The following is a 13,434-nucleotide window of genomic DNA, read 5'->3' as shown; positions in this document are numbered from 1 at the left end:
TTTTCGTTAAAATCGGCTGACAACAATGGCAATAAAGGATAGAGCACTCAAAACAATGGGCAACACCTGATACGTCCGGTCGGCATTAGCGATGCGGGCTTTACCCGGCTCAACATACACAACATCGTTCGGATGCAAGTAATAAAAAGGCGATTGAAACACATCGCGCTTGGTTAAATCAATCCGGTTGAAGGTCCGCTGTCCGTTCTCCTCCCGAATGACCAGAATGTTGGTGCGCTGGCCATAGATCGTGATGTCGCCCGCCAATCCTAAAGCCGCTGGCAACGTGATTTGTTCGTTGGGAATCGAGAACAGCGATGGTCGGGCCACTTCACCCGTCACGGCAATCTGAAAATTTAGGTTACGTACATTTACGGTGGGTTCTTTCAAAAAATCGAGCAGCTTTTGCCGGATCTGGGCAGCCGCCTGCGTGTTGGTCAGCCCCTGCACGGTTTGCTTACCCACCAGCGGCAATTCAATCTGTCCGGCTTCGTTCACCAGATAACCAGGCGTATAAGGTAAGGGAGTTGTAGATGTTGGCTGTTGTACTCCGGCTCCAGACATAGCTGAGATAGTAGTATACGGGTTGAAGAACGCTGTAGCTTCGGGGCTCAGGCTGCTGACCTGCACCGATAATACATCACCGGCTTTTATGGTCGGTATGTAGCGCGGAGCCAGCGCCACGGTATCTTTACCCGTTCCCTGCTTCTGATACAGCACCAGTTCCTTGCTGGACACGCAACTTGTCAGTCCCACACATAACCCAATAAACCAACTCCCAAGCTGGGCGCGCACATTACGTAAATTCATACAAGTCACGTTACTAATACTTCGTTATCGATACTGGTTCTGCAAATAGCTTTGGTGATACTGGCGGAGCAGTGCATCCAGCTGGTTACCGACTCGGTACCTTGAGCCAATCTTATACCCCCGGCTGTACGCATACTCCCATCTAAACTCTTCCGTCGTTCGCAACCGAAGCCGCTGCCCCTGCAGAATACGTCCGGGCGGAATAGGAATGGCGAAGTTGAAGCCGCCGGTCCCGCCATTCCCCGTTCTCATGGCATAAAAGCCTACTTCTACGTTTCCCAGCTGCCGGATCAGGTCGATTCGAAACCCCCGATCCTGGTACAGATACTGGCCTCCCGAGAGCTTAAGCGTTACATCACGCCAGGGAAATCGGTACGCCACATCCGCCAGCACCATGACGTGCTCCGGCGACTGGTAATAGAAGCCGTTCCTGGGGAAGAAGTAAAAGCCCGTATAGCTCGACTCCAGCCCAAACGACCAGTTTTTGGTGAGGTCTGCATGGCGGTATTGCACATTCAGGCCATACTGATCATTGTAAAACAAACCGGCCGACAGACTCATAAAATTCACCCCGTCGAGGGCCAGAAACTGATTCAGAAACGTGGGCGCCGGTCGCACATTCAGGGCCTGATCGTCCAGATGGTTAACCAGCGGAACCAACACGCCCCAGTTCAGTACCAGTCCCCGACTTAAATACAGCTGGCTTTGCAACAGCACATTCGTTTTACTCTCTACTGTCTGCTCCCGAAAGCCAAACTGAGCAATGAACTCCGGTTGTATCCGAAAGTCAAACTTATACCTTCGGCTGTCAAACGGATGCCTTTTCGCCCAATCGGTTCGCTCCTGCCGCGATAAGGTGTTGACACCGAACGTTGGTGCAATCCGATAGCGAGCGATGGGTACACCCTGGTAGAGTGGTACAAACTCACCGATTCCCTGCGCAGCCAATGGCTCGGCCAATTCCAGGATGCCAATGAGCGGGTTGCGATACAACCGTTGCTCGTAGTACACCCGGTGCTGCACACTGTCGACCGTTAGGTTTTCGTAGTTCGTCAGTACCGACTGCACCTGCGCAAGCCCTTCCGACACCACTCCAAAGAACAGCCCCACGCCCATCAACCAAGCCCTTCGCCCCCGGCCCCCAGCCTTATGCCCGTTACCCTTCGCTCTACGCCCCATGCTTCTTCACCCGTTTGGGCAGTTTAAGCAACGGCCACGAGTACGACGTACCGAAGGTTAGCTGATCGCCATTAAGCAATCCGGCCTGTAAGGTCCAGTGGGTAAACAACGTCGTATAAGCACCCACGTTCAGATGCTGCGAATCCCACTCGACCATAACTCCGCCTTTCCGGGCAAAGCTAAGGTTTACCCCGCCAAACGGTCCTGACAGGTAATGGTAGGGCTTATCTCGCTTGTCCTTCAGGGTGTAGCCCGAGAAGATATCAGCGTTCTGATCATTTCTAACCTCAGCCCGATAAATTGAATACGGACTGCCCATACCTACCGTTATTCCAGCCGTGATGGTCTTTGTTACTGGAACGTGCTTGGTAGCGGCTAAGGCGTAAGTTACCAGCGAATTGTCGATACCGAACGGAGCCGAAAGAATTAGGGCTACGGATGGCCGTTTCGCCTTCTCGGTCAGCAGCGCATACTTCAGATCAATCTGCCGATCGCCAATACCCCTATCCTGAAATCGAACTGGTCCATTGGGCATCAACAGATTAATGTTGACTTCCAGCTTGGGTAACAACACCAGATTGACAAAACAGATACTCTCCGAATTCTTCTTGTTGAACCGAAATGCATAATCAACCGGGTTGTAATTATACCCGATTGAGAACGTCCCGTCTTCAAGGACATCGGCGGAAGGAATGTACATGAGCCCTGGCTTACCCGATATGTTTACCTGCGCCAAAAGCGGCATCGGCAAAGCGATACTGAGTAAGAATAAACTGATGAACAAAACCTTTCTAGCGGTCTTCATGGACGCTGTTCTTTTGAACGTATATCTATATACGTTATCCGATGTAACTAGTCGATTTTTAAAGTAAGTGCATGCAGAAGCTTTGTTGGCTCCTGAACTTGTATCGCTTTGACGCGATCCGGACACACCAGACAAGGGCGCTTAGCTCAGCCAACCCAAAAGCCTGACAGGAACCCGCAACAATAAGCTTAGTTGAATTTGAACCGTAGCGACAAGCCAGCTTCTACCCCATTCAAACTGACTTTTTCAGTTGTGGTGGTCGTTTCTGATCTAACTACCTGGTTGTAGCTGCCCAGGTGATAGCGCACATCAAGGCCGACGTACAGCTTTTTCACCAGTTTTTTCTCGGCACCAACAAACACCTGTACGCCGTAGTTATTCCCCGCCTGCGTTTCGTTCAGCGAGCCGCTGTTGTTCACCACCTGGCGGCTGAAATCGTTATTGATAAAATAACGCGCTACACTGATCCCGATATAAGGCGTCAGAAATGGCTCTTTGGGTTTCTCTTCGGTGCCATCAGCCTGCTTTGTTGTACTCACGGTAGCCGCCTTTGCAAAGGTGTATTTGAGGTCAAGCGCCACCGGAATAATGGAGAGCTTAAACGTTTCGGAACGGCTAATACCGGCAATGCTGAGGCTGCTGGACGCTGATTTTTGCCAGTAGCCCACGCGCCCGCCCACCGACAGACCTTTCACGAGGCCTACTTCGACAGCAGCCGTTGGCATAACTGTGCCCGACAGCTTGGCCCCCTGACCACCATTGTAATCGATCAGGAACGAGCGGTTGTTCCAGTAGTCTAAGGAAGGAGCCCAGTAGCTGGCGCCCACGCTGATGCTCTTGAGGTTAACCTGCGCCTGGGTCTTGGCTGGGCTTGCCAACAAGGCGCCCACCACAGCGATGGCTGAGAAAAGGTATGTATTTTTCATTATAACGGTCAGATGAGGTTATGAAAGTTGAAGGTATGCGTCTGATTAAACTAACCAGATCAACCTCCGTTACCCTGGTTGTGGCAGCTGGCAACTGCCTGATCACGAGCTCTCGTTAATGGGCTTAACGCATTGTTATAGTTGCTGTTGATTTTGCTTAGGTCAGCGTCACGAGCAGCCTGAGCAGCCGCTAATTTAGCCGTGCCCGTAGCATCGCAGGCGGCAGCTTCAGCATTTTGCAGTGTTGTGAACAAGTTCAATCCGTCAGCGTAAGATGCTAACAACAGCACCTTTAACAAGTTATAGGTCGTTTCCCCTAAAACCGCTTTTCCAGCATCCAGATTGGCTAAGCTAGCGTCCAACGTTTGCTTAGCTAATGCCCGCATGGGATCGTATTTAGCAGGTAAACCAGCTTTACAGGGAGCAGCTTCTGCTTTAATAGCGGTTTCAAGCTGTGTGTAATTGCTATTGATAGCCGCCGTTTGGCTTGCTTTGGCCGCGTCCAGGTTTTGCACGGCCGAGTTATAAGCTGCATTTGCAGCCGCCTTGCAGGCATCATCGTCGGTGGTCGCGTAGGCAACTGGGGTTGCTGGCACTACACTGGCGCCAGACGGGGCAGAAGCCCGCCCACCCACTGGCTTTCCATTAACAGTTGGTAACGTGTACGTTGGCCAGTAACCTTTCGTAGCCGGGTTGGCTGCCATAGCTTTTACCTCTGTCTCCAGATTAGCGGGTAGTTTGCCGCCTGTAGAGACCGTATTAAGTACGTCTGGTGTAAAACTGGCGACGAGCTGAGCCGCCTTCTCAGCTGGAATAGCTTTACTCACATTGGCCGCTGCTTCTTGTACAGCGGCAGGTACTTGTCCGGTGGCCGTAAGGTTTGACAATCCTGACGATACGGCAGCAGCCGCCGTTGACGAAGTAACAGAAGCAGCCGTTACTGATACAGCCGCAGGAGCAGTAGGCGTAACTTCGGGCAGCTTCACGTTATCAAAGCCCTTAAATGTGTACGTAAATGGAGTGACTGGCTCGACGTCTTTTGTACCGCAATTGTACAGAGTACCTGCCAAGCAGGAGACGTAAAGAAGTAATCGAATTCTGCTTTTTACAGTTTTCATGGTTGAATGGTGAAATGAGCGAAACTCAACGAGTAAGCAGATTAGTGTATGGTAAAGTTTGAGGTATTCGAATTGGGTTAGTAGGCTGGCGAAGGCACGTCAGCTTTACTGGTAGAGCTGTTCTCAGCTCTGTGTTTGGCAACTAAGTCTATGGGTGTCATCAAGACATCATTAAGGTGTGAATGGCACAAAGAATCTCCAGGTAAGCTTTTCAGCTTATTTATAATAATACCGACACTGACGTTTATGGAGTTCAGGTAATGCGTAACACTGCAAGTCCTTTCATGATAGGCTCAATGAACACTACCTGACGACATGGCAATTGTGCTTTCCAACTCTACCTTATTGATCTGGTAACAAATATACATATATTCAAATATTTGTTACCATTTAAGCAATATTTTTTTGTTATATAGTATCTAATTGATTAAGTATAAATACTGAATTGCCGACTAGACGAACAAAGATACATGGATTTTTAAAAAAACTTTTTTTTATCGCTTAGCAATCCATATTTATTTACTAAGCGTATATATAAATACCTAGAGCTGTATCTTCTCCTCATATTATACAATTATATCATTATATATTATAAAAAATACCTAATTTAATTATACTACCTATCAAATTGTTACAGTATTGTTAAACAAACTTGATTGTTAGACTATTGTAGCTACAAAATAATTAGGGACCATGCAAAATTTATAGACGCAACCCTCTATTAAAAACACATTAAAAAAATACTTAGTACTACCTGCATTCTCTAATCAAAAGTGGTTCTTATTCGCTATAAATTAAAAGTTACCATTATGTTATTATAGTTAATATTTTAAATCACAGCATCTTCAGGCAAGTTGGCATAGGAGTTTACTAGTCAGGCTAGTTAAGCCATTTAGAAAAGTTATCGGTCAATAGCCAATAGCTCATCTTTAGCCAATAAGTCGACTTACTTATCTCCAAGACGAGTTGTCTAGCCACACGCGTATCCCGGTCGACAATATCCTGCAGTATTACGCTGCTTTCCTGCGTTGGTATCATATGTCCCCGTTGAGCGTAGTCTGGAGATCAGGCCTGCCAAGGAGGGTATTGTCACCGTAGTTTTTAAACTGTGCCGAACCAACCTGGCAGCACATCCATACCATTTCTAAATAAAGCGACAATAAACCAATCCTAGGCTACTACCTGTTATACCTACATTTGATCGTTAATCCCAACTCCCATTTACCCGCAGGTTTATTTTCTAATGTCTCACTCCAATCCTCTCTCTATACTTTATCAATCCGACGAGTTAGTAGCCATTAACAAGCCACATGGTCTACTGGTCCATCGGTCACCGATTGCGAGTGATGCCAGCGAGTTTGCCGTTCAGCTCCTGCGCGATCAGTTGGGGCAGCGGGTGTATCCCGTACATCGCCTTGATCGGAAAACGGGGGGCGTTCTTTTATTCGCGCTCAACGAAACCATGAATGCAGCCATGCAACAACAGTTTGCCGATGGCCTGGTGAGCAAATCATACCTCGCCATTGTCCGTGGCTACACACCCGATGAGCAACAAATTGATTACCCACTCCGGCGCGACGATGGTGTTCTCCAGGATGCCTTTACAAGTGTAAAAACCCTCCAACGTACGGAAGTGCCAATACCATCTGGCAAACATACCACTTCCCGGTATTCTCTCGTCGAGCTTACGCCTACCACTGGGCGGATGCACCAGCTTCGTAAACACATGGCCCACATTCTGCACCCAATCATTGGCGACCGTCCCCACGGTTGCAACAAGCAGAATAAGCTCTTCAAGGATCACTTCGCTATGAATACGATGCTGCTCCACGCCCATACCCTTCAGTGTCAACACCCCGCTACCAAAGCTCATATTGGCATTACCGCCCCCTACCAACCCGAGTTCGCCCGCATGCTGACAACGCTGTTTGCGCTGATTTGATGTGTGGATTAATAGCAACTCGTTTCCCTGACCCCTCTCCCACTGTAGAGGAGCCAGGGGCAGGGAACATTACGCCCCGAAATCCCTCAAAACCTACTGACATAGGGCTGTCACTAGTGCCTGTTTACTTTGTAGCATCAACCAAACGCAAAGACTATGTCACTGATGTCAATTACGTCGCCGATTTCAATGTTGTCAAAGGAGATGGAGCAGGAAGCGCAAACAACGCGCAAGATGCTGGAGCGGATTCCTAACGATAAATTCGACTGGCAACCGCACCCTAAAAGCATGACCATTCGCCAATTGGCGACTCACATTGCGGAACTACCGACCTGGGTACCCCTGGTGCTCAACACCGACGAACTGGACTTTGCGGTGATGGCCTATACGCCTACGCCTATCGAGAATACGAAAGAACTGCTGGATTACTTTGAACGCTCACTCGCCGAAGGAGAGGCTGCTATCAGCCAGGCGACGGAAGAGCAGCTCGACCCAATCTGGACCTTACGAACGGGGGACCAGATCCATAGCCGAACCACCAAGGGCGAATTCATCCGAATCACGTACAGCCAGATCGTTCACCACCGGGCTCAGCTCGGCGTCTATTTACGGCTGTTGAATATTCCGATTCCCGGCAGCTACGGCCCCAGCGCTGACGAAACAGACTTTTAATTGTATGACTTCTGTAGCACCGATATGTCGTCATGGCTCTTATCGGTGCTACAGAAGTTCTCTTTTACAAATTCCGCTGCCATACCTCACGCAATTGTAGTTGCTGGGGTGTGGCTTGCGGGTCGAGTTGAAAAACATATTGCTTGATCACGTCTTTTTCAAGCATCGTATTCTTTACGGTTACCTCCTGTCCATTCCGCCGAACCGTTACGTCGTAGGTATCGCCTGCTTTTAACTGTTTCAGTTCACCCTGAATTTTGCCAATCGACTGAAGCGTCAGAGCTTGTCCATTGTAGGCAACCCACTCGTCATTTTCCTGTATGCCCGCTTTGAGCAGGGGTTCGGTAACCTTCGTGAGATAAAATTTATTGTCGACAAAGGCCGGTTTCATGCCCATCGAGGGCGCTTTGTCGCCGGTAGCGATGGCCGGCGTGTAAGTGATCCCTAGCTTCCCGTAATAGTCCTTAAATGGCAACGGTTCAGCGGCTTTTACGTATCGGTTGAAGAAATCCGCAATCTCTGGATACGTCTTTTGCACGAAGACAGCGAAGAAGTCTTTCTCCGGAAACGCCTTGTTGGGGCCGTACGTACTAGCCAACTCATTGACAACCTCCCGCAATCCACGTTTTCCGTTGGACAACTCCAGCAAACGAATATCTAGTAAACCAGCTACCAAGGCCCCACGGGCGTAGATATTGCCATATTGCCGCTGGCCTTCGTCGGTGTAGCAGGTCATCCCCAGCTTGCTCAGGCTGTAGGTCGTGTCCAGGCTTTTGTCATAGGCAATCTTCTGGCTCAGTTCATCGAAGTACGTAGGCAAATCCATGATCTGACCGCGCAACTGCATGGCGTCGCTGGCCCATTCGGTTACCCCTTCGTATAACCACAGATGCTCCGACGGCGTTGGCGTAACGAAATTGAACCGCTCAATCACTTCACTGTGGATATTCAGCGGAGTGACCACGTGAAAAAATTCGTGCGCAGCGATAGAGGTCATATTATCGGCCAGCTTCTTCGTAAACTCATCTTCTTTTATGACATATTCTGAGCTGTACGAATGTTCCCAGGCACCCCAGTCCTGATCTTCGAAATGATACAGGAACGTGTACCGTTTTACGGGCAGCTGCTTCAAAAACTGACCGGCCGCATTGAGCATCGACTGCATGTTGTTCAGCAGTTGGTCCGACTTAATCTTGTCGGTTTTTGAATAGGTGTACACATCGACCTGTGCCCCGGCCACCGTTGTTGTCGCTTTCGTGAGCCGCCCCAGCAGAATGGGTGAGTCGACCATCCGATCATAATTAGCCGCTACAAAATAGCCCTTCTCATTTTTATCCAGTGCCGTTCCAACCGCCCACTCCACCGGGTAGTTTAACTTTACTTCCAGCGGGGCGCTCTGCATACCGCTCGGAAAACCGAACACGCCTTGTCCATTAATTAATACGTGATCGGTTTCAATGGACGTACCGCACATGTTGTAGGGTTTGTGTTCGTTCACCGGTGTATCCCAGGTTTCGGCAATGCTATATTGAATGGTACGGACCTTTTCCGGCTGGTCGAGCTTCCACTGATTCGTCGACAGTTGCTGCGTTTTTAGCTCATTATTCTTTGCGTCAAACGCTTTGAACGACCGCACGTAGCGGCCAATATCCATGATCTGATACGTACCCGGCGCCGTAGCAGCAAACTGATACACGGCATTGTCGGCGGTCAAGCCACTAACTCGCAACGTGACCTTAAATTGGTCGTCGGCCCGATCGTTCAGATTGACTTCGTACACCAGGGGTGTAGTTGGCTTGGCAACCGAGACCTGAGCCGCGAACGCCGAAAAGAGTAAGCAAAGAATGCGTACGGTCTTCATATACTTATTTTATGATCAATAGAATGGAGCAAGATACGTGAATCCATCGCCTGGCTAAACACTCACTTTTTTTTTCGGAAGTATTTAAGGATGAACGGCAACCGGTTGAACGTAGTCTGGAGACTACCGCACCGGCGGACCGGTTCCAGCGTTACCCGGTCTCTGACCGGACCAGCTACCATGAACACCGGTCAGAGACCGGGTAACGCCTGAGCATAGTCTGGAGACTATGCTCAACAGTGCGCACATAATAGTCTCTTTATATGTATATAGGCTGTTTTTGTTGAACGTAGTCTGGAGACGATGCCTAATCTGCGCCCAACCAGCATCAATAGCCTTTTAAGTCAAAATCAGCGGTTTCGATGATCTCGACGCGCTTGCGCATTTTCTTTTGAATGATCTTGAAGTGATGCTCGTCGTCGGGTGTAATCAATGAAATCGCTTCGCCTTGTGCTTCCGCCCGACCGGTCCGGCCAATGCGGTGCACGTAATCTTTGGGCGAACGGGGTAGCTCGAAGTTAATGACATACGGCAGCAACTGAATGTCAATACCCCGAGAGATGAGGTCTGTTGCAACCATTACCGTGAGCTTACCAGACTTAAATTTTTGGAGAACCTCCGTCCGGGTAGCCTGGGCCTTATCGCCGTGGATGGCTGCCGCCTGAATACCGTTTTTATTGAGTTTCACAACGAGGTTATCGGCCGTTCGGGTTGATGAGACAAACACGAGTACCTGCTTCATCTTACCCGTCTTAATCAAATAGCGTAGCAACGGACCTTTCCGCTCCGCATCAACGCGGTAGGCTAGTTGTTTAATCAGATCCAGATTCTGTTCTTCTTCAATGACCTCAACCGTCACCGGATTCCGAAGCAGTGTAGCATTGATCTGTTGAATGGCATCGCCCAGCGTAGCCGAAAACAGGACCGTCTGCCGTTTCTCGGGCAACAAGTCAAACAGCTTGTCCATTTCGTCGGCGAAGCCCAGCTCAAGCATTTTGTCGGCCTCGTCGAGCACCAGGATCTCAACATCGGATAGCCGTAGCGCCCGCTGGTCCAGCAAGTCCAGCAGCCGCCCTGGTGTGGCCACAACAATATCAGCTCCGTGTACGGCAATCATCTGCGGATTGATGGACACGCCACCGTAAACCGCCACCGTTTTTACTTTCGGAAATAGATGCGTTCCCAGCGTTTGGAAAACTTCAGCCACCTGCACGGCTAGTTCGCGCGTTGGTACCAGCACCAATACGCTGGCAAACCGACTACTAACCGTTTTTGTCCGGTGAAATAACTCCAGAATGGGTAGCACAAAACTGGCCGTCTTGCCCGATCCGGTTTTGGCAATACCCAGTATGTCCTTGCCTTGCAGAATGGCCGGCACGGCATCTTGCTGGATAGGGTACGGCCGGGTATATTGCTGCTCTTCAATAGCTTTTAACAATGGCTCCGATAAGCCAAGGGAGGCAAACGAGTTCTTACTTTTTCCCGCTCCGTTTGATGGGTCGTCCATATTTCTTCATTTTTTCGGCGGCATGATTGCGCCGTACGTTTACCTTTTTATTCTTATCAAGTTTCTCGTGAAAAGCCGGACCGACGTCCTCGCGCTTAGGCACTTTCACCGTAATGGCTTTCATGTTCACCCTGGGGGTTTCGTCGTCGGTAAGCACATCTGAAATAACCAGGTTGTGGGGCAATGGTAGCTCAGGTACCGGGTAGTTCATCAATTGCTCGATGGCCGTCCGTTGCTCTTCATCAGCCGGGGTGAAAAACGTAATGGCTATGCCTTTCCGATCCGCCCGGCCCGTTCGCCCAATCCGATGAATGTAGCTTTCCGGTACGTCCGGCGTATCAAAATTGATCACGTGCGACACTTCGGCCACGTCTAACCCACGGGCAATGATGTCAGTAGCAATCAAAATACGGTACGTTCCGGCCTTAAACTGGTTGACGGACTCAAACCGATAGTTCTGTGCTTTGTTGGAATGGATGACGCCTACCTGGTCAGGAAATTCCTCTTCGAGTTGTTCGTGCAATTGATCGGCCAGTTGCTTGGTAGCCACGAAGACCAGCACTTTGGTCATATCGGTTTCCTGACGAAGCAGCAATTCCAGCAGATTGACCTTGGTATAAAAATTCGGAACCACATACGCCGTCTGCGAAATGTTTTCCAGCGGTGTCCCTACAGGCGCGGCTTCCACCCGAATGGGATTGTTAAAATACGTTTCGATGAGTTGCTCAACATCGGGGGTAAGGGTGGCCGAGAACAGCAGGTTCTGCCGTTTGGGCGGCAACAGATCAAGGATAGTTTTTAACTGCGCCCGAAAGCCAAGATTCAGCATTTCGTCCACTTCGTCGATGACTAGCTTTTTGATGGCTTTCATTTTCAGAAATTTACCAGATAGTAAATCGACTAATCGACCGGGGGTGGCCACCAGGACGTCTACCCCCTGCTGTACTTCGGCCGCTTGCGGTTTCAGGTTGACGCCCCCGTAGACCCCGACCGTCACGACGTTCATATAAGTCGTCAGTTTCTTGACCGATTCGACCACCTGCACCACCAGTTCCCGCGTTGGAACAATGATCAGGATTTGCGGTAATTTCTCTTTCGAGAATTGAAACTGGCGAAGACAGGGCAACAAATAAGCCAGCGTTTTCCCCGTACCGGTTTGCGCAATACCGCACACATCGCGCCCCGACATCACCACCGAAAACACTTTTTCCTGAATGGGCGTGGGCGTCGTATACCCCAGATCATTCAGGGCATTGATCAGTGGTTTATTTACATTCAGTTCGTCAAACGTCATCGTCTTTGCTGTCTTCATTTAACTGCGAAGGTACGGGTATTCGATGAGCCTGTTATAGAAAACGTAGCCGGTAGGTATGGTGTTCAGTCAATCCTCTGGGCCAAAAACAAAGAAAACATAGCATACAAGCCCTTTTGCGTATGTTTGTGCATTCCTAATGCTCTCCCTCAATGCAACGACGAACGTTTATCAAAAACACGGGAATAGCGGCCGGGGCCTTGACCGCTACCGGCTCCGCGGCCTTTGCCGTGTCGCAACCGACCGTTACCCGGCCGAATACGTTGCCGAAATGGAAAGGCTTTAATCTGCTGGACTTCTTTTCGCCCGATCCGACGCGCGGCCGTCGGAAGACGGAGGAGGAACAGCTGAAGTGGATGCAGGACTGGGGCTTTGACTTTGTTCGGCTCCCGATGGCGTACCCGTTTTACTTAAAGTTCGACCGGAGCCGCAACATCACACCCGGGGAGGTCTACCAGATTGACGAGCAGGCCGTTGAACGGATTGATACGATGGTGACGATGGCGCATAAATACAAGCTGCACGTTAGCCTGAACCTGCACCGCGCGCCCGGCTACTGCGTCAACGCGGGCTTTCACGAACCCTATAACCTCTGGACCGATCAGCAGGCCCTCGACGCCTTTTGTTTCCATTGGAACATGTGGGCGAAGCGGTACAAGAACGTATCGTCCGACAAGATCAGCTTCGATTTGCTGAACGAGCCGAGTATGCGGCAGGACATGAACGACCAGCATTCGGCCCGCAGCACCGTTCCCGGCGAACTCTACCGGAAGCTGGCAGTGGCCGCTTCGGCCGCGATTCGGAAAGAGAATCCAAATCACCTGATCATTGCCGACGGTAACGATACCGGCACGTCGGTCATTCCGGAAATCACGGACCTGAACATTGGGCAAAGCTGCCGAGGCTATCATCCGGGTATCATTTCGCATTATAAAGCGCCCTGGGCCAACAAAGATCCCGAGAACCTGCCCGAACCTAAGTGGCCGGGACAAGTCGGCGATAAATACTTGAGTCGGGCCATGTTGGAAACCTTCTACCAGCCGTGGATCGACTTGGTCAATAAGGGCGTCGGGGTGCATTGCGGAGAGTGCGGTTGCTGGAACAAAACGCCCCACGACGTATTTTTAGCCTGGTTTACCGACGTACTCGACATCCTGACATCCCACCAGATTGGATTCGCCCTTTGGGAGTTTATCGGCGATTTCGGGGTTCTGGATTCTAAACGCGCCGACGTAGCCTACGAAGACTGGCACGGCCATAAGCTGGACCGTAAGTTGCTCAACCTTTTGATGAAGTACTAGT

The 13,434-nt window shown here is 50.1% G+C and carries 11 protein-coding genes; 3 read left to right on the top strand and 8 right to left on the bottom strand.

Annotated elements, in window-relative coordinates; translation table 11 throughout:
- Positions 1 to 6: 6 nt before the first annotated feature.
- From ACFSUS_RS09095 to ACFSUS_RS09075, 5 genes are all read right to left on the bottom strand, one after another.
- Positions 7 to 810 carry a polysaccharide biosynthesis/export family protein gene (locus tag ACFSUS_RS09095; RefSeq protein WP_381521745.1) on the bottom strand — a complete coding sequence of 268 codons (804 nt, stop codon included), beginning with the start codon at positions 808 to 810 and terminating at the stop codon, positions 7 to 9.
- Between the two features lie 24 nt (positions 811 to 834).
- Entirely contained in the window at positions 835 to 1,989 is a 1,155-nt protein-coding gene (locus tag ACFSUS_RS09090; protein ID WP_381521743.1) for a hypothetical protein, read from the bottom strand.
- The gene (locus ACFSUS_RS09085) at positions 1,979 to 2,794 is read right to left on the bottom strand and encodes a YjbH domain-containing protein (protein WP_381521741.1); all 816 of its coding nucleotides are present in this window, start codon (positions 2,792 to 2,794) and stop codon (positions 1,979 to 1,981) included. The genes ACFSUS_RS09090 and ACFSUS_RS09085 overlap by 11 nt, the downstream gene beginning before the upstream one ends.
- A gap of 188 nt (positions 2,795 to 2,982) precedes the next feature.
- Positions 2,983 to 3,720, bottom strand: a complete 738-nt coding sequence (locus ACFSUS_RS09080) for a hypothetical protein (RefSeq protein ID WP_381521739.1) — start codon at positions 3,718 to 3,720, stop codon at positions 2,983 to 2,985.
- A gap of 59 nt (positions 3,721 to 3,779) precedes the next feature.
- The gene (locus tag ACFSUS_RS09075) at positions 3,780 to 4,838 is read right to left on the bottom strand and encodes a hypothetical protein (RefSeq protein WP_381521737.1); all 1,059 of its coding nucleotides are present in this window, start codon (positions 4,836 to 4,838) and stop codon (positions 3,780 to 3,782) included.
- Positions 4,839 to 6,081: 1,243 nt separating this feature from the next.
- On the opposite strand from ACFSUS_RS09075, the gene ACFSUS_RS09070 reads away from it, so the two are divergent.
- Entirely contained in the window at positions 6,082 to 6,780 is a 699-nt protein-coding gene (locus ACFSUS_RS09070) for a pseudouridine synthase (RefSeq protein WP_381521736.1), read from the top strand.
- Between the two features lie 156 nt (positions 6,781 to 6,936).
- Positions 6,937 to 7,452, top strand: coding sequence for a DinB family protein (locus ACFSUS_RS09065; protein WP_381521734.1), 516 nt, complete (start codon positions 6,937 to 6,939; stop codon positions 7,450 to 7,452).
- Positions 7,453 to 7,516: 64 nt separating this feature from the next.
- On the opposite strand, the gene ACFSUS_RS09060 is transcribed toward ACFSUS_RS09065, so the two are convergent.
- The 3 genes from ACFSUS_RS09060 to ACFSUS_RS09050 form a co-directional block, all read right to left on the bottom strand.
- Positions 7,517 to 9,313 (bottom strand): M61 family metallopeptidase, encoded by a 1,797-nt coding sequence (locus ACFSUS_RS09060; RefSeq protein WP_381521732.1) that lies wholly within the window; start codon positions 9,311 to 9,313, stop codon positions 7,517 to 7,519.
- A gap of 328 nt (positions 9,314 to 9,641) precedes the next feature.
- Positions 9,642 to 10,820 (bottom strand): DEAD/DEAH box helicase, encoded by a 1,179-nt coding sequence (locus tag ACFSUS_RS09055; RefSeq protein WP_381521730.1) that lies wholly within the window; start codon positions 10,818 to 10,820, stop codon positions 9,642 to 9,644.
- Positions 10,786 to 12,114, bottom strand: a complete 1,329-nt coding sequence (locus tag ACFSUS_RS09050) for a DEAD/DEAH box helicase (protein WP_381521912.1) — start codon at positions 12,112 to 12,114, stop codon at positions 10,786 to 10,788. The genes ACFSUS_RS09055 and ACFSUS_RS09050 overlap by 35 nt, the downstream gene beginning before the upstream one ends.
- Before the next feature lie 170 nt (positions 12,115 to 12,284).
- Here ACFSUS_RS09050 and ACFSUS_RS09045 point away from each other — a divergent pair, with 170 nt between their 5' ends.
- Positions 12,285 to 13,433, top strand: a complete 1,149-nt coding sequence (locus tag ACFSUS_RS09045; RefSeq protein WP_381521729.1) for a glycoside hydrolase family 5 protein — start codon at positions 12,285 to 12,287, stop codon at positions 13,431 to 13,433.
- Position 13,434: the final 1 nt, after the last annotated feature.

The organism is Spirosoma soli (assembly GCF_042684525.1).
Lineage (GTDB): Bacteria > Bacteroidota > Bacteroidia > Cytophagales > Spirosomataceae > Spirosoma > Spirosoma soli.
Note: the sequence above shows the minus strand (reverse complement) of the source record. Positions and strands in the feature narration are given on the sequence as shown.